Origin of the sequence: Streptomyces blastmyceticus, assembly GCF_039521185.1 — a bacterium.
GTDB classification, from domain to species: domain Bacteria; phylum Actinomycetota; class Actinomycetes; order Streptomycetales; family Streptomycetaceae; genus Streptomyces; species Streptomyces blastmyceticus.
The window spans coordinates 62074-77550 of sequence record NZ_BAAABW010000003.1 but is presented as its reverse complement, the minus strand read 5'-3'; the positions used below and the strand labels follow the sequence as shown (position 1 = coordinate 77550).

The following is a 15477-nucleotide window of genomic DNA, read 5'->3' as shown; positions in this document are numbered from 1 at the left end:
AGGACAGCGCGCGAAGCGTGCTTCGGGGGTCTGGGGGCTTGCCCCCAGTTTCGGGAAGGGGCGGGGTGGGGGAAAACCCGCCGGGCCCAGCCGCCTCCCCGCGTCAGTAGCGGTAGTGCTGCTCGTCGTGCCCCGGCCCCAGACCCTGGTTCGGGTATTGCGGTGGGGCATCCGTGTCGCGCTGCTGGGGGACCCAGACCCCGCCCGGCGGGGTGTCCATGTCGTACTGCTGCTGCGGCGCATACGCGTCCGCGGAGTACGCACCCACCCCGTACTGCTGCTGGGGATAGGGCCCGTACTGCGGCTGCCCGTACGCGTCGTACTGCTCCTGCGGCTGCTGCGGGCGGCTGCCGATGTAGGGGTCGGAGTAGGCGGCGTACTGCCCCTGCCCGTAGTCGAATTGGCCGTCCTGCGGCGGGGTGCCCTGGTTTGCGTAGGGGTCGTACGGGGCGGCCACGGGCGGGAGATACGCCGTGTCGTCGTAGCCGTCGCCGTACGGGGCGGGCTGGTGGGCCGCGTTGGGGAGCAGGTCCGGCGCGTCGTGCTCGGTGATCTGCGGGAGCACGGCGGTCTCGGGGGCCGGCTCGGGGAGCGGGGCGGCCTTCGGCTCGGCCGGCCGCTCGGTCCTGCGGCGGCGCCCGGAGCGTCCCTTCTCCTCGCCCGCGGGCTTCCCGCCGGTGTCGGCGCCCTTGTCGCGGCGGATCGCCCAGCCCGTGGAGAACCCGCGCCGGAACGACAGCGTCACATAGGTCTGGCCGACCGCGAAGGCGATCGCGCCCACGGCGATGACCGGCACGGACGAGAGGACCACGCCCGCGACGACGCCGAGGAAGCCGCCGAAGGCCAGCAGCCGCCAGCGCAGTCGCGCCTTGTACTGGAGCAGCACCTCGCCCAGCAGCCAGAGCGCGACGATGCCGAACGCGATGTAGAGGACCGTCCAGCCCATTTACGCCCCTCTCGTGCGGCTGTTGCCCGGGGAACAGCCGTCAGGACCGCTGGTGCAGTCCCAGATTCTCGTAGATTTCCAGCGTCGCCGTGGAGTGGTTCAGGGTAATGAAGTGCAGCCCCGGGATCCCCTCGGCCATCAGCCGCGAGCACAGCTCGGTGGCGTACTCGATCCCGATCGAGCGTACAGCGGCCGGATCGTCCTTCACCGCGAGGATCCGCTCGGCCAGTTCGGGCGGGAACGCGGCGTTGCTGAGCTGCGCGAACCGCTCGATCTGGCGGACGTTGGTGACCGGCATGATCTCGGGGATGATCGGGGTCGCGCAGCCCGCGGCCGCGACCCGGTCGCGCAGCCGCAGATAGTCCTCGGGGTAGAAGAACATCTGGGTGATCGCGAAGTCGGCGCCCGCCCGGCACTTGTCCACGAAGTGACCGATGTCGGTCTCCCAGTCGGTGGAGCGCGGGTGCATCTCGGGGAAGGCGGCGACGCCGACGCAGAAGTCGCCGGACTCCTTGATGAGCCTGACGAGTTCGGCGGCGTAGCGGACGCCCTCCGGGTGGCGCACCCACTCGCCCGTGGGGTCGCCGGGCGGGTCGCCGCGCACGGCCAGCATGTTGCGGATGCCCGCGTCGGCGTACTGCCCGATGACGTTGCGCAGCTCCGCCAGCGAGTGGTCGACGGCCGTCAGGTGCGCGACGGGCGTCAGCGTGGTGTCGGTCGCGATGCGCTCGGTCGCCCGCACGGTGCCCTCACGGGAGGAGCCGCCCGCGCCGTAGGTCACGGAGACGAAGGTGGGGCCGACGGCCTCGATCCGCCGGATGGCGTTCCACAGGGTCCGCTCGCCCTTCTCGGACTTCGGGGCCGCGAACTCGAACGAATAGGACTGCTCGCCGGAAGCGAGCAGGTCGCGCACCGTGCGTGCGTGGTCTGTCCTGGTGGAGGCTGTGCCAAGGGCCATATCCGCAAGTTAACCAGCGGTTCCGCGGAGCCCCAACCCACATTTGCGATATGACCGATTCGCCGGTCTCTCGTCCACTTTCTGGACAGTCTGTTCATGTCCCGTTGACATTTGGCTGACCGTTCCCTGACCGGTCCGTGACGGACCGGCCGGACCCGGCCCCACCCGAGCGTCGCCGGGTGACTACGCTCCGTACGCCCGGATGCGCTTCGCGAGCCGGGCCGCGGCGTCGCCGGGGTCGTCGGCCTCGGTGATCGCGCGGACGACCACGACCCGGCGGGCGCCGGCGTCCAGCACCTCGTCCAGGTTGGCCGCGTCGATGCCGCCGATGGCGAACCAGGGCCGCGCGGGCTTCAGCGCGGCGGCGTAGCGGACCAGGGAAAGGCCCGGGGCGTGCCGCCCCGGCTTGGTCGGGGTGGGCCAGCAGGGGCCGGTGCAGAAGTAGTCCACGCCGGGCTCGGCGACCGCGGCGTCCACCTCCGCCTCGGCGTGGGTCGAGCGCCCGATCAGCACCTCGTCGCCGAGGACGGCGCGGGCGGCGGGCACGGGGAGGTCGCCCTGGCCCAGGTGCAGCACCTGGGAGCCGATGGCGTGGGCGACGTCGGCGCGGTCGTTGACCGCGAGGAGCCTGCCGTGGCGGCGGGCCGCGTCGGCGAAGACGGCGAGGTGCTCCAGCTCCTCCCCCGCCTCCATGCCCTTGTCGCGCAGCTGCACGATGTCGACGCCGGCGGCGAGGACCGCGTCCAGGAATTCCGGCAGGTCGCCCTGGCGCTTGCGCGCGTCGGTGCACAGATACAGCCGGGCGTCGGCGAGCCGCTCGCGCGCGGTGACGGACATCGGGTGGTTCCCCCCCGGGTCGGCGGTGTACGGGCCGGGCTGCCCCGGCCCGTACACCGGACGGTTTTCTCTCGGCGTCTACAGCGCCTGCGGACGGGTCAGACGGCGAGCGCCTGGGCGCGGCGCTTCACCTCCGTGCCACGATTCTCGCGCAGGGCCTGCGCCGGGGTGCCGGGCAGGGTCGGGTCCGGAGTGAAGAGCCACTCCAGCATTTCCTCGTCGCTGAAGCCGTCGTCCCTCAGCAGCGTCAAGGTGCCTGCGAGGCCCTTGATCACCTTGCCGTCGCCGAGGAACTCGGCGGGCACCTGGAGCACCCGGTTCTCGCCGCGGCGCACCGCGATCAGCTGGCCCTCCTTGACCAGCTGCCGGACGCGCGTCACCTCGACATCGAGCATTTCCGCGATGTCGGGGAGGTTGAGCCAGGCGGGGACGAGAGCATCGATCTTTGCGTCAATCTCGGTCACGGGACAAGCCTGCCATCTGGGACTGACAGTCGGTAGCCAGGTTGACCCGACCTGATGTCGGCGGGCGCGTCGCGAGGGGCCGCGGGCGGGCCCGGAAGGGGCCCGCGCCGTCAGCCGGTTCTCACAGCGCGGCCGCCTTCAGCTGCACCGACGCGTTCGCCGCCCGCCCCCGGTCGATGGCCGCGCCCCGCTCGATGAGCTTGCGGCCCTGGGCCAGGTCGCGCGGGCGGCCGACGGCCAGGAGGGCGACGAGGACCTCGCCGCGCACCCAGCAGACCGTCCAGGCGGCGCCCGTCGGATCGCCGCGCCAGATGAGCTCGTCGCCCTCGTCGTGGTGGCCCGCGTACTGCACGAACCTCCCGAACTGCTCGGACCAGAAATACGGCACCGGGTCGTAGACCGGCCCCTCGGCCGTGCCGTGCACGATGTTCCCGGCGACCGTGCGCGGGCCCTGGAGGGCGTTGTCCCAGTGGTGGACCAGGAGCCGCTCGCCGTAGCGGGCGGACGGGAAGGACGCGCAGTCGCCGACCGCGTAGACGTCGGGCACGGAGGTGCGCAGCCGGTCGTCGGTGATCACGGAGCGGTCCGCGGCGAGCGTGACGCCCGACCCCTCCAGCCAGTCCGTGGCGGGCCGGGCGCCGATGCCGACGAGGACGGCGTCGGCGGGCAGCCGGGTGCCGTCGGCCAGCACCACGGCGCCGGGTTCCAGGGAGGCCACGCGCGCGCCGGTGAGCAGGCGGGCTCCGCTGTCGGCGTACCAGTCGGCCATGTGGGCGGCGACCTCGGCGGGCAGGGCGCCCGCCAGCGGCCGGTCCGCGGCCTCGACGACGGTCACCCGGCAGCCCGCCTCGCGCGCGGCGGTCGCGAACTCGGCGCCGATCCACCCGGCGCCGACGGCCACGACGTCGCGCTGCCCGGCGAGCACCGGGCGCAGCCGCTCCGCGTCGTCCAGGGTGCGCAGCAGGTGCACGCCCGGCAGGCCCTGGCTGCCGGGCAGTTCGATGGGCTGCGCGCCGGTGGCGACGACCAGCACGTCGTACGCGACGGGTCCGGCGGAGGTCTCCAGCAGGTGCTCGGCGGGCCGCAGCCGGGTGGCCTCCCGGCCGAGTTCGAGGTCTATGCCCAGCGACGCGAAGTCCACCTCGAAGGCGGAGCCCTCGGCCTTGCCGAGCAGCACGGCCTTGGACAGCGGCGGCCTGTCGTACGGCCGGTGGGGCTCGGCGCCCAGCAGGGTGATCGTGCCGGTCCAGCCCTGCTCGCGCAGGGCCACGGCGGTCTGCACCCCGGCCATCCCTGCTCCGACGATGACGGCGCGCCGGTCACTGGCGGTATGCGGTTCGTTCCGGTGCTCGCTCACCCGATCACTGTAGGGCGGCGGCCGGTCGGGACCGGAGCACCGCGTAGCGAGACCTCTGACACAACGTCACGGTGTTTGACGCGCTCCGGGGCCGCGCACGCCCCCCGTACGGCCTTCCGGGCGGTTCACGGCCCGTACTAGGGTGGCCGCTGTACAAGCACTCGCGGGAGCCCGGACGCACCGGGCTGAGAGGGAGGCTGGCCGGCCTCCGACCGTACGAACCTGATCCGGGTCATGCCGGCGAAGGGAGGGGCTGGACGCCCATGTATGCGTCTTCCACCGCGTCACCGGGGCCGTGCGACGTCCTCGTGGTCGGCGGCGGTGTCATCGGACTGGTCACGGCGTGGCGTGCCGCGCAGCGGGGCCTGCGCACCGCCGTCGCGGATCCCGCGCCGGGCGGCGGCGCGGCCCACGTGGCGGCCGGGATGCTGGCCGCGGTGACCGAGCTGCACTACGGCGAGCAGGAGCTGCTCGCGCTCAATCTCGCGTCCGCGCGGCGCTATCCGCAGTTCACGGCGGAGCTGGAGGAGGCGAGCGGCCGGGACACCGGCTACCGCGCCTGCGGCACCCTCGCCGTCGCCCTCGACGCCGACGACCGCGCCCACCTGCGGGAGCTCCACGCCCTGCAGCAGCGGTGCGGGCTGGACGCCCAGTGGCTGTCGGGGCGCGAGTGCCGCCGGCTGGAGCCGATGCTCGCGCCGGGCGTGTGCGGGGGCGTGCGGGTGGACGGCGACCACCAGACCGACCCCCGGCGGCTCGCCCTGGCCCTGCTGACGGCCTGCGAACGGGCGGGCGTGGCCTTCCACCGCTCGGAGGCCGTACGCCTGCTGCTCTCCGGCGACCGGGCCACCGGCGCCGAGCTCGCCGACGGCACCCGTGTGTCCGCCGGCCGGACCGTGCTCGCCGCGGGCAGCCGCAGCGGCACCCTCGAAGGCGTCCCCGCGCGCGTCCTGCCGCCGGTGCGCCCGGTCAAGGGCCAGGTCCTGCGGCTGCGCGTGCCCCCCGCGTACGCGCCCTTCCTGTCCCGGACCGTGCGGGCGGTGGTACGCGGCGGCCATGTCTACCTGGTGCCGCGCGAGAACGGCGAGCTGGTCCTCGGCGCGACCACCGAGGAGCTCGGCTGGGACACCACCGTCACGGCGGGCGGCGTCTACGAGCTGCTGCGCGACGCCCACGAGCTGGTGCCCGGCATCACCGAACTGCCCCTGGTCGAGACCCTCGCAGGGCTGCGCCCCGGCTCGCCCGACAACGCCCCCCTGCTGGGCCCCACAGCCCTGCCCGGCCTGTTCACCGCCACCGGCCACCACCGCAACGGCGTGCTCCTCACCCCGCTGACCGGCGAGGTGATGGCCGAGGCGCTGACCACCGGACGGCTGCCCGACGAGGCCCGCCCGTTCTCCCCCCTACGCTTCTCGAACGCGCTCCAGGAGCTGCCCGTATGAACCCCATGGACCCCACCGACAGCCCCGAGGCCCACGTCGGCATCAGCGTCAACGGCGAGAGCCGCTCGGTGCCCCGGGGCCTGACCCTCGACGGCCTGGTGGCCGGACTGACCACCGCGCACAGCGGCGTCGCCGCCGCCGTCAACGAGGCCGTCGTACCGCGCGGCCAGTGGGCCGCGACCACTCTCGGCGAGGGCGACCGCGTCGAGGTCCTCACCGCAGTGCAGGGAGGCTGATCAGCCCTGATGGCAGACGATCTGCTCACCATCGCCGGCACCACCTTCACGTCCCGCCTGATCATGGGCACGGGCGGCGCGCCCAGCCTGGACGTCCTGGAGCGCGCGCTGCTCGCCTCCGGCACCGAGCTGACCACCGTCGCGATGCGGCGGCTCGACACGAACGTACGGGGCTCCGTGCTGTCGCTGCTCGCCGAGCACGACATCCGCGTCCTGCCGAACACGGCGGGCTGCTTCACCGCGGGCGAGGCGGTGCTCACCGCGCGCCTGGCCCGGGAGGCGCTCGGCACCGACTGGGTCAAGCTCGAAGTGATCGCCGACGAGCGCACGCTGCTGCCCGACCCGGTCGAGCTGCTGGACGCCGCGGAGATCCTGGTGGACGACGGCTTCACGGTGCTGCCCTACACCAACGACGACCCGGTGCTCGCCCGCCGCCTGGAGGACGCCGGCTGCGCCGCGATCATGCCGCTGGGCTCGCCCATCGGCTCGGGCCTGGGCATCCGCAACCCGCACAACTTCCAGCTGATCACCGAACGCGCCGGTGTGCCGGTGATCCTGGACGCGGGCGCGGGCACGGCCTCGGACGCGGCCATCGCGATGGAGCTGGGGTGCGCGGCGGTGATGCTCGCCTCTGCGGTCACGCGCGCGCAGGAGCCGGTGCTGATGGCGGAGGCGATGCGGCACGCGGTCGACGCGGGGCGGCTGGCGTACCGGGCCGGGCGCATCCCGCGGCGCCATTTCGCGGAGGCGTCGTCTCCTGCGGAGGGCTTGGCCGATTTCGACCCGGAGCGTCCGGCGTTCGGCGGCGCGTAGCCACAACTGGGGCTCCGCCCCAGACCCCGGTCCTCAAACGCCGGACGGGCTTTCGCGGACCGTAACCAGCGAAATCAGCCCGTCCGGCGTTTGAGGACGCGCCCGCAGGGCGCCCCCGCCGCAGGCGGCGAACCGGCCCGCGCCCGGAGGCTCATAGACTCCTAGCGTGGATACGACGCTAGGAGACCCGCTTGTCGGGCATGTGCTGGACGGCCGCTACCGGGTCGAGGCCCGGATCGCCGTCGGTGGCATGGCCACGGTCTACCGCGCCCTCGACACGCGGCTCGACCGGGTGCTCGCGCTGAAGGTGATGCACCCGGGGCTCGCCGCGGACGAGGTGTTCGTGGAGCGCTTCATCCGCGAGGCCAAGTCCGTGGCCCGGCTCGACCACCCGAATGTGGTGGGCGTCTTCGACCAGGGCACGGACGGCACGTACGTCTATCTCGCGATGGAGTACGTGGCCGGATGCACCCTGCGCGACGTGCTGCGCGAGCGCGGCGCGCTCCAGCCGCGTGCCGCGCTCGACATCGCGGAGCCGGTGCTCGCGGCGCTCGGCGCGGCCCACCTCGCGGGGCTGGTCCACCGGGACATGAAGCCGGAGAACGTGCTGATCGGGGACGACGGCCGGGTGAAGGTCGCCGACTTCGGGCTCGTACGGGCCGTGGACACCAACTCCACGGCGTCCACCGGCTCGGTCCTCGGCACGGTGTCGTACCTGGCCCCCGAGCAGATGGAGCACGGCACGGCGGACACCCGCGTGGACGTCTACGCCTGCGGTGTCGTCCTCTACGAGATGCTCACCGGAGCCAAGCCGCACGCCGGCAGCACCCCGGCGCAGGTTCTCTACCAGCACCTCCACGAGGACGTGCCGCCGCCGTCGGCGGCCGTCCCGGGGCTGGCGCCGCAGCTGGACGAGCTGGTGACCACGGCCACGGCCCGCGACCCGCAGCGGCGCCCGGCCGACGCGGTGGGCCTGCTGGCCATGGTCCGTACGGCCCGTGAGGCGCTGTCCGACGCACAGCTGGACGCCCTCCCCCCGCAGGCGCGGACGCCCGAGCCGGGCGCGTCGAGCGGTTCCGAGGACCGTACGAGCGTGATTCCGCGGCCCGCCGCGGCCCGGCCCCTGCCGCCCGCGCAGGACGAGCAGCTGAACCGCACGACGCGGCTGGAGCAGCCGCCCGCTCCCCCGGCCCCGCCGGGCGCGGCGGCACCGCGGGCCGGCCGGCCCCACCGCCGCCGGCCGAGCCGTGGGCTGCTCGCGGCGCTCGTGGCCGTGCTGCTGGCCGTGGTGGGCACGGGCGTCTGGTACATCAGTTCCGGCCAGTTCACCACCGTCCCGGCCGTCCTGGACATGACCCAGGCGAAGGCGGAGCAGACGCTCCACAAGGCCGGGCTCGGGGTGAAGACCCAGCAGGACTTCAGCGACACCGTCGAGCGGGGTCATGTCATCTCGACGGACCCCGGTCCCGGCGGCCGCGTCCGCAACACCGGCAAGGTGACGGTCACGCTGTCGAAGGGCCCGGCCAAGGCCGAGGTGCCCAATGTCGTCGGCATGCCCTTCGACGAGGCGAAGCGGAAGATCGAGGGCGCGGGCCTGACGGTCGGCGAGGTCGGCAAGCAGTTCAGCGGTGAGACCCCGCAGGGCTCGGTGCTGGCCACCGACCCCAAGCCGGGGGTGGAGCGCAGGCCCGACTCCCCGGTCGCGCTGACCGTCAGCAAGGGCGCGGCCCTGAGCGTGCCGAAGGTGCAGGGCCTGTCCGTCGCGGCCGCCACCTCGGCCCTCGAGGACAAGGGCCTGAAGGTCGAGGTCTCGGACGCCCAGGTCTACTCCGACGCCCCCAAGGGCTCGGTGGCGGCGCAGTCCCCGGCCGACGGCGGCCAGGTCGCCAAGGGCGACACGGTCACGCTCACGCTCTCCAAGGGCAAGGAGATGGTGACGGTCCCGGACGTCACCGGGAGGAGCGAGGCCGACGCCAAGCAGGCCCTCACCTCGGCGGGCTTCAAGGTCGAGGTCGACCGGCCGTTCTTCTTCCCCCGGGACTCGGTCGACAGCCAGTCCGTCAAGGGCGGCGACCAGGCCGCCAAGGGCGACACCATCACCATCAGGCTCAAGGGCGGCTTCTAGACCAGTGCGTACTCCCCTTTCGTCCCCGCTTCCCTCCCCGCGCCTGCGCAACCCCGTCGGCGGGCACATCCCCGTCGCCGGGGGTCTCGCCCGGACCGGGCTGCCGTACGCGCGGGAGATGTGCGCCGAGACGGTGCAGGTCTTCGTCGCCAACCCGCGGGGCTGGGCGACGCCGGCCGGCAACCCCCGGCAGGACGAGGAGTTCCGGGCGGCCTGTGCGCAGGAGTCGCTCCCGGTCTGGGTCCATGCCCCGTATCTGATCAACTTCGGCTCGCACACCGAGGCAACGGTCGAGCTGTCCGGGGAGTCGCTGCGGCACTCGCTGCGCCGGGGGCGGGCGATCGGTGCCCTCGGGGTCGTCGTCCACACGGGCTCGGCGACCGGCGGCCGGCCGCGCGGCGAGGCGCTGGCGCAGGTCCACGAACGGCTGCTGCCGCTGCTCGACGAGCTGACCCACGACGACGACCCGTGGCTGCTGCTGGAGCCGACGGCGGGGCAGGGCTCGTCGCTCTGCTCACTGGTCGAGGACCTGGGCCCCTACTTCGACGCGCTGGAGCGCCACCCGAAGCTGGGCGTGTGCCTGGACACCTGCCACGTCTTCGCGGCGGGCCACGACCTCGCCGAGACGGGCGGGATGAAGCGGACGCTCGACGAGCTGGTCTCCGTGGTGGGCGAGGGACGGCTCCGGCTGATCCACGCCAATGACTCCAAGGAGGGGGTGGGAGCGCATCGGGACCGGCACGAGAACATCGGCTCGGGCCATATCGGGGCGGATCCTTTTGCGGAGCTCTTCTCGCACCCTGCGACGGCGGGAGTGCCGCTGACGATCGAAACACCGGGTGGCCCTGCGGGCCATGCGGCGGATGTGGCGCGCTTGAAGTTGCTCCGGGACGGCGCGGCGGCCTGACGGGGATTTCCCTCGAACTCCCCCGGCCGCTAAAGCTCCGGGCCCTCGCCCGGTTTTTCCTGGTAGGAATAGCGCTGTTCGCGCCACGGGTCGCCCACGTTGTGATAGCCGCGCTCTTCCCAGAAACCGCGGCGGTCAGCCGTCATGTACTCCACGCCGCGCACCCATTTGGGCCCCTTCCAGGCGTAGAGATGCGGGACCACCAGCCGTACGGGAAAGCCGTGCTCGGCGGTGAGCGGCTCGCCGTCCTTATGGGTCGCGAAGATGCTCTGCTCGGACGCGAAATCCGCGAGCCGGAGATTTGAGCAGAAGCCGTATTCGGCCCACACCATCACATGGGTGACCTCGGGCGCGGGCGGGGCGAGTTCGAGGATCGTCCGTGCGGGAACGCCTCCCCATTCGGCGCTCAGCATGCTGTACTTCGTGACGCAGTGCAGGTCCGCGACCACCGTCGAATACGGCAGGGCGGAGAACTCGTCGTGCGTCCAGCAGTGCTTGTCGCCGTCGGCGGTCGACCCGAAGACACGGAACTCCCAGCGGTCCGGCCTGAACTTCGGGACCGGCCCGTAGTGCGTCACCGGCCATCCGCGCTGGAGGCGCTGCCCCGGGGGGAGCTCCCCTTTGCGGCTTTCCGACTGACCCATGTCCCCATGGTGTCAGACCTTCGGCAGTGCTGATGACCAGGGGTTCCGCTATGGGGACAACTCCCACTAAGTGTGCACTTACTGGACGGTTCCGGGGGGCGGTGCAAGGATGCGCGCAACCTGCCAGTCACCCTCTTGGAAGGAGCCTCTGCAATGCAGGGCGACCCCGAGGTCATCGAATTTCTCAATGAACAGCTGACTGCCGAGCTGACCGCCATCAATCAGTACTTCCTGCACGCGAAAATGCAGGAGCACCTCGGCTGGACGAAGATCGCCGCGCACACCCGCGCCGAGTCGTTCGACGAGATGCGCCACGCGGAGGTGCTCACCGACCGCATCCTCTTCCTGGAGGGGCTGCCCAACTATCAGCGGCTCTTCCATGTGCGGATCGGGCAGTCGATCGTGGAGATGTTCCAGGCCGACCGGCAGGTGGAGGTCGAGGCGATCGACCGGCTCAAGCGCGGCGTGGAGGTCATGCGGGCCAAGGGCGACATCACCTCGGCCAATATCTTCGAGTCGATCCTCGCGGACGAGGAGGAGCACATCGACTACCTCGACACCCAGCTGGACCTGATCGAGAAGCTCGGTGAGCCGCTCTACCTCGCCCAGTTCATCGAGCAGTCGAACGGCGGGGCGGAGTGACCCGGGGCTGAAGGTCAGGCCGCCTGGACCTGGACCACCCGGGGCGCCTGCCGTATGTGGGGCACCTCGGTGCCCAGCACATCCTGCTCGCCCTGGTCGGCCAGCTCGCGGCGCGGGCACGCGCCGCGGCCGAGCAGGGACTGGATGCGGCGCACGCAGCTGCCGCAGTCGGTGCCGGCCTTGCTCACGGAGGCTATCTGGCGGGGCGTGCACGCGCCCTTGTCCGCGTGGTCACGCACCTGCTGCTCGGTGATGCCGAAGCATGAGCAGACGTACACGCGGGTCACCGCCCTACCGGGTTGATCAATAAGGTAACCCTTACCTTACCCGGCCCGGTGGCCGAATAACAACGGCGTGGGGCGCGGATCACTTTCCGATCCGCGCCCCACGCCGTTCAGCAGGGTCCTCTACTGGTCGCGGTACATCTCCGCGACCAGGAACGCCAGGTCCAGCGACTGGCTGCGGTTGAGCCGCGGGTCGCAGGCCGTCTCGTAGCGCTGGTGCAGGTCGTCGACGAAGATCTCGTCGCCGCCGCCCACGCACTCGGTGACGTCGTCGCCGGTCAGCTCCACGTGGATGCCGCCCGGGTGGGTGCCGAGGCCCTTGTGGACCTCGAAGAAGCCCTTGACCTCGTCCAGCACGTCGTCGAAGCGGCGGGTCTTGTGGCCCGAGGCCGCCTCGAAGGTGTTGCCGTGCATCGGGTCGCAGATCCACGCCACCTGGGCACCGGACGCCGTGACCTTCTCGACCAGGGTCGGGAGCTTGTCCCGGACCTTGTCGGCGCCCATGCGGGTGATGAAGGTCAGCCGGCCGGGCTCGCGCTCCGGGTCGAGCCGCTCGATCAGCGTCAGCGCGTCCTCGGGCGTCGTCGTCGGGCCGAGCTTCACCCCGATCGGGTTGCGGATCTTCGACGCGAACTCGATGTGCGCCCCGTCCAGCTGGCGGGTCCGCTCACCGATCCAGACCATGTGGCCGGAGACGTCGTAGAGATCGCCGGTCCGCGAGTCGACGCGGGTCAGCGCGGACTCGTAGTCGAGGACGAGCGCCTCGTGGGAGGCGTAGAACTCGACGGTCTTGAACTCCTCCGGGTCCACCCCGCAGGCGTTCATGAAGTTCATCGCCCGGTCGATCTCGCGGGCGAGGGCCTCGTAGCGCTGCCCGGACGGGGAGGACTTCACGAAGTCCTGGTTCCAGGCGTGCACCTGGCGCAGGTCCGCGTAGCCACCGGTGGTGAAGGCGCGGACGAGGTTCAGGGTGGACGCCGAAGCCTGGTACATCCGCTTCAGCCGCTGCGGGTCCGGCGTACGGGCCTCGGGCGTGAAGGCGAAGCCGTTGACGGAGTCGCCGCGGTAGGTCGGCAGGGTCACGCCGTCGCGGGTCTCGGTCGGCTTCGAGCGCGGCTTGCTGTACTGACCGGCGATCCGGCCCACCTTCACGACGGGCACGGAACCCGCGTAGGTCAGCACGGCGCCCATCTGGAGCAGCGTCTTGAGCTTGTTGCGGATCTGGTCGGCGCCGACGGCGTCGAACGCCTCGGCGCAGTCGCCGCCCTGCAGCAGGAACGCCTCGCCACGGGCGACGGCTCCCAGGCGCTGGCGCAGCTGGTCGCACTCACCCGCGAAAACCAGAGGCGGATAGGACTCGAGCTCGGCGATCACATCGCGCAGAGCCTCTTGGTCCGGCCAGTCAGGCTGCTGCGCCGCGGGAAGGGAGCGCCAGGTGTTGCCACCGGCGTGGAGTTCAGCGTTCACGGTCACGCTCCAACCCTACGGGGTCACGACGGCGGTCCATCCGCAGGACCGCAGTGTGAGACGGCCCCTGGGCTGCGGGGAGTGGCGAAAAAGCGCCGTCCGTCGGGCGCGGACCGGCGTGCCGGGCGCCCCGCGCTCCGGTGCGCGCTTCCCCGCCACCACCGTGGATCCGTCACCACCCCCCGGCCCGTCCGGTAGGGTGCGCAGCATGTACGCACCGACCAACCAGAACTGGTGGTGGACCGCTCATCCGGCGGCCCACTGATCGCGCGTACACGAAAGACACACCGCGAAGGCCGCCCGGAGGGGCGGCCTTCGGCGTTTCCCGGGGCCGTTCCTCTCCTCACCGGAAGGAACCCAGATGACCGGCGACACCCACGCCCTCCTCGCACGGCTGACCGACCCCGCCTGCCCGCCCTTCGCCCTGCTGCACCGCCGCACCCCCGGCCGGGCGGGCGACGGCGTCGAGCTGCTGACCGGCCCCGTGGTGGAGGTCGGGCGACTGGCCGACATTCCCCTGCCGGACGGCCCGCCCGCCGGTGACCGACCGGCCCTCGACGCGCTGGCCCTCGTCCCGTTCCGGCAGATCCGCGAGCGCGGCTTCGACGTCCGCGACGACGGCACCCCGCTGGCGGTGCTGCGGCCCGAGGAGGCGTACGAGCTGCCGCTGTCCGACGTCCTGGAAGCGCTGCCCGCGCACGAGGTGCGGGTGGAGGGCGGGGCCTTCGACGTGGACGACGACGCGTACGCGCGGATCGTCGAGCGGGTGATCAAGGACGAGATCGGGTCCGGCGAGGGCGCCAACTTCGTCATCCGGCGGACCTTCGAGGGCGAGATCCACGGCTTCTCGGCGGCCGACGCCCTGGCGCTGTTCCGGCGGCTGCTGGCGGGCGAGCGCGGCGCGTACTGGACGTACGTCGTGCACACCGGCGACCGGACGCTGGTCGGCGCCAGCCCCGAGGTGCACGTCCGGATGGCCGGGGGCACGGTCGTGATGAACCCGATCAGCGGCACCTACCGCTATCCCGCCGACGGCCCGGACCGGGCGGGGCTGCTGGCCTTCCTGCACGACCGCAAGGAGGTGGAGGAGCTGTCCATGGTCGTGGACGAGGAGCTGAAGATGATGTGCACGGTCGGCGACATGGGCGGGGTCGTCGTCGGGCCGCGGCTGAAGGAGATGGCGCACCTCGCGCACACCGAGTACGAGCTGCGGGGGCGCTCCTCGCTGGACGTGCGGGACGTGCTGCGGGAGACCATGTTCGCGGCGACCGTGACCGGGTCGCCGGTGCAGAACGCGTGCCGTGTCATCGAGCGGTACGAGCCGCAGGGGCCGGGCGGCGGGCGCGGCTACTACGCGGGCGCCCTCGCGCTCATCGGCCGGGACGCGGGCGGCGGCCGGACGCTGGACTCGCCGATCCTGATCCGCACCGCCGACATCGACCGGCGCGGGCGGCTGCGGCTCGCGGTCGGGGCCACGCTCGTCCGCCACTCCGACCCCCGTGGCGAGGTCGCCGAGACGCACGCGAAGGCGGCGGGCGTGCTGGCGGCGCTCGGGGTGCGCACCGCGCGCCGCGGTGGGGCGGTCCCCGCCGTACGGCTCGCGGACGATCCCGAAGTGCGGGCCGCGCTCGACGCGCGCCGCGAGGACCTGGCCCCGTTCTGGCTGCGGATGCAGGGCCCGGCGTCCACGGCGCGGCTCACCGGGCACGCGCTCGTCGTCGACGGCGAGGACACGTTCACCGCGATGCTCGCGCACCTGCTGCGGACCTCGGGGCTGACGGTCACCGTGCGGCGCTTCGACGAGCCGGGGCTGCGGGACGCGGCGCTGGCGCACCCGGGCCCGGTGGTGCTGGGGCCCGGCCCCGGCAACCCCTCCGACACCGCCGACCCCAAGATGCGGCTCCTGCGCGACCTGGCGGCGGAACTGCTGCGCGGGCACCGGCACGGCCTGCTCGGCGTGTGCCTCGGGCACGAACTGATCGCGGCGGAGCTGGGGCTGGAGATCGTACGGAAGGCGGTGCCGTGTCAGGGGGCGCAGGAGCGGATCGACTTCTTCGGGCGGGCGGAGACGGTGGGCTTCTACAACACGTTCACCGCGCGCTGCGCGGATTCCGCGGAGGCGGAACTGGCGATGCACCGGGTGGAACTGAGCCGGGATGCGGCGACCGGTGACGTACACGCGCTGCGCGGGCCCGGCTTCGCCGGCGTCCAGTTCCACCCGGAGTCGATCCTGACGCTGTCGGGAGCGACGCTGGTGGCCGAGCTGCTGGCGAGGGTGCTGGTCTGAAGTCTGTTCCCCAGCCCCGCCCCTTCCCGAAACCGGGGCTCCGCCCCGGACCCCGGTCCTCAAACGCC

At 72.5% G+C, this 15477-nt stretch carries 16 protein-coding genes and 1 riboswitch; of the genes, 8 read left to right on the top strand and 8 right to left on the bottom strand.

Features of this window, described 5'->3' with window-relative positions:
• Nucleotides 1-103: 103 nt before the first annotated feature.
• The 5 genes from ABD269_RS04205 to ABD269_RS04185 all read right to left on the bottom strand — a co-directional run bounded on the left by ABD269_RS04205 (nt 104) and on the right by ABD269_RS04185 (nt 4562).
• On the bottom strand, nt 104-946 hold the full coding sequence (locus tag ABD269_RS04205) for a hypothetical protein (protein WP_344116140.1): 843 nt from the start codon (nt 944-946) through the stop codon (nt 104-106).
• Nucleotides 947-986: 40 nt separating this feature from the next.
• A complete protein-coding gene (metF, locus tag ABD269_RS04200) occupies nt 987-1904 on the bottom strand; it encodes a methylenetetrahydrofolate reductase [NAD(P)H] (protein ID WP_301887988.1) in 918 nt (305 codons plus the stop codon).
• Nucleotides 1905-2087: 183 nt separating this feature from the next.
• Nucleotides 2088-2741: a thiamine phosphate synthase gene (thiE, locus tag ABD269_RS04195; protein ID WP_301887985.1), complete on the bottom strand. Its 654-nt coding sequence runs from the start codon at nt 2739-2741 to the stop codon at nt 2088-2090.
• Nucleotides 2742-2839: 98 nt separating this feature from the next.
• Complete coding sequence (locus ABD269_RS04190; RefSeq protein WP_301887983.1) at nt 2840-3205, bottom strand: Rv2175c family DNA-binding protein; 366 nt, start codon at nt 3203-3205, stop codon at nt 2840-2842.
• Nucleotides 3206-3326: 121 nt separating this feature from the next.
• Nucleotides 3327-4562 (bottom strand): NAD(P)/FAD-dependent oxidoreductase, encoded by a 1236-nt coding sequence (locus tag ABD269_RS04185; protein WP_425572826.1) that lies wholly within the window; start codon nt 4560-4562, stop codon nt 3327-3329.
• A gap of 153 nt (nt 4563-4715) precedes the next feature.
• A riboswitch (TPP riboswitch) is annotated at nt 4716-4828 on the top strand.
• Here ABD269_RS04185 and thiO point away from each other — a divergent pair.
• From thiO to ABD269_RS04160, 5 genes are all read left to right on the top strand, one after another.
• The gene (gene thiO, locus ABD269_RS04180) at nt 4826-6004 is read left to right on the top strand and encodes a glycine oxidase ThiO (RefSeq protein WP_344116134.1); all 1179 of its coding nucleotides are present in this window, start codon (nt 4826-4828) and stop codon (nt 6002-6004) included. It overlaps the preceding riboswitch by 3 nt.
• Complete coding sequence (thiS, locus tag ABD269_RS04175) at nt 6001-6240, top strand: sulfur carrier protein ThiS (protein ID WP_301887979.1); 240 nt, start codon at nt 6001-6003, stop codon at nt 6238-6240. The genes thiO and thiS overlap by 4 nt, the downstream gene beginning before the upstream one ends.
• A 9-nt stretch (nt 6241-6249) precedes the next feature.
• The gene (locus tag ABD269_RS04170; RefSeq protein WP_344116131.1) at nt 6250-7053 is read left to right on the top strand and encodes a thiazole synthase; all 804 of its coding nucleotides are present in this window, start codon (nt 6250-6252) and stop codon (nt 7051-7053) included.
• Between the two features lie 166 nt (nt 7054-7219).
• Entirely contained in the window at nt 7220-9178 is a 1959-nt protein-coding gene (gene pknB / locus ABD269_RS04165) for a Stk1 family PASTA domain-containing Ser/Thr kinase (RefSeq protein WP_344116128.1), read from the top strand.
• A gap of 43 nt (nt 9179-9221) precedes the next feature.
• Nucleotides 9222-10085: a deoxyribonuclease IV gene (locus ABD269_RS04160; protein ID WP_344116153.1), complete on the top strand. Its 864-nt coding sequence runs from the start codon at nt 9222-9224 to the stop codon at nt 10083-10085.
• A 29-nt stretch (nt 10086-10114) separates the two neighbouring features.
• Here ABD269_RS04160 and ABD269_RS04155 read toward each other — a convergent pair whose 3' ends face one another.
• A complete protein-coding gene (locus ABD269_RS04155; RefSeq protein WP_301887971.1) occupies nt 10115-10729 on the bottom strand; it encodes a sulfite oxidase-like oxidoreductase in 615 nt (204 codons plus the stop codon).
• A 153-nt stretch (nt 10730-10882) separates the two neighbouring features.
• Between ABD269_RS04155 and bfr the strand changes: the two genes are divergently transcribed.
• Nucleotides 10883-11371 (top strand): bacterioferritin, encoded by a 489-nt coding sequence (gene bfr / locus ABD269_RS04150; protein ID WP_116211273.1) that lies wholly within the window; start codon nt 10883-10885, stop codon nt 11369-11371.
• Between the two features lie 14 nt (nt 11372-11385).
• On the opposite strand, the gene ABD269_RS04145 is transcribed toward bfr, so the two are convergent.
• Both ABD269_RS04145 and ABD269_RS04140 read right to left on the bottom strand, forming a co-directional pair.
• Nucleotides 11386-11649, bottom strand: coding sequence for a (2Fe-2S)-binding protein (locus ABD269_RS04145; protein ID WP_301887967.1), 264 nt, complete (start codon nt 11647-11649; stop codon nt 11386-11388).
• 129 nt (nt 11650-11778) lie between these two features.
• Nucleotides 11779-13128: a class II 3-deoxy-7-phosphoheptulonate synthase gene (locus ABD269_RS04140; RefSeq protein WP_116211275.1), complete on the bottom strand. Its 1350-nt coding sequence runs from the start codon at nt 13126-13128 to the stop codon at nt 11779-11781.
• A gap of 202 nt (nt 13129-13330) precedes the next feature.
• Here ABD269_RS04140 and ABD269_RS35295 point away from each other — a divergent pair, with 202 nt between their 5' ends.
• Together ABD269_RS35295 and ABD269_RS04135 are read left to right on the top strand one after the other, a co-directional pair.
• The gene (locus tag ABD269_RS35295; protein WP_205382378.1) at nt 13331-13387 is read left to right on the top strand and encodes a trp operon leader peptide; all 57 of its coding nucleotides are present in this window, start codon (nt 13331-13333) and stop codon (nt 13385-13387) included.
• A 96-nt stretch (nt 13388-13483) separates the two neighbouring features.
• Nucleotides 13484-15409: an anthranilate synthase family protein gene (locus ABD269_RS04135; protein ID WP_344116123.1), complete on the top strand. Its 1926-nt coding sequence runs from the start codon at nt 13484-13486 to the stop codon at nt 15407-15409.
• Nucleotides 15410-15477: the final 68 nt, after the last annotated feature.

Bases quoted from the DNA above. Each gene is read 5' to 3' on its own strand.
- ABD269_RS04205 (WP_344116140.1), bottom strand. From the start codon at position 946: ATGGGCTGGACGGTCCTCTACATCGCGTTCGGCATCGTCGCGCTCTGG.
- metF (WP_301887988.1), bottom strand. From the start codon at position 1,904: ATGGCCCTTGGCACAGCCTCCACCAGGACAGACCACGCACGCACGGTG.
- thiE (WP_301887985.1), bottom strand. From the start codon at position 2,741: ATGTCCGTCACCGCGCGCGAGCGGCTCGCCGACGCCCGGCTGTATCTG.
- thiO (WP_344116134.1), top strand. From the start codon at position 4,826: ATGTATGCGTCTTCCACCGCGTCACCGGGGCCGTGCGACGTCCTCGTG.
- thiS (WP_301887979.1), top strand. From the start codon at position 6,001: ATGAACCCCATGGACCCCACCGACAGCCCCGAGGCCCACGTCGGCATC.
- ABD269_RS04170 (WP_344116131.1), top strand. From the start codon at position 6,250: ATGGCAGACGATCTGCTCACCATCGCCGGCACCACCTTCACGTCCCGC.
- ABD269_RS04155 (WP_301887971.1), bottom strand. From the start codon at position 10,729: ATGGGTCAGTCGGAAAGCCGCAAAGGGGAGCTCCCCCCGGGGCAGCGC.
- bfr (WP_116211273.1), top strand. From the start codon at position 10,883: ATGCAGGGCGACCCCGAGGTCATCGAATTTCTCAATGAACAGCTGACT.
- ABD269_RS04135 (WP_344116123.1), top strand. From the start codon at position 13,484: ATGACCGGCGACACCCACGCCCTCCTCGCACGGCTGACCGACCCCGCC.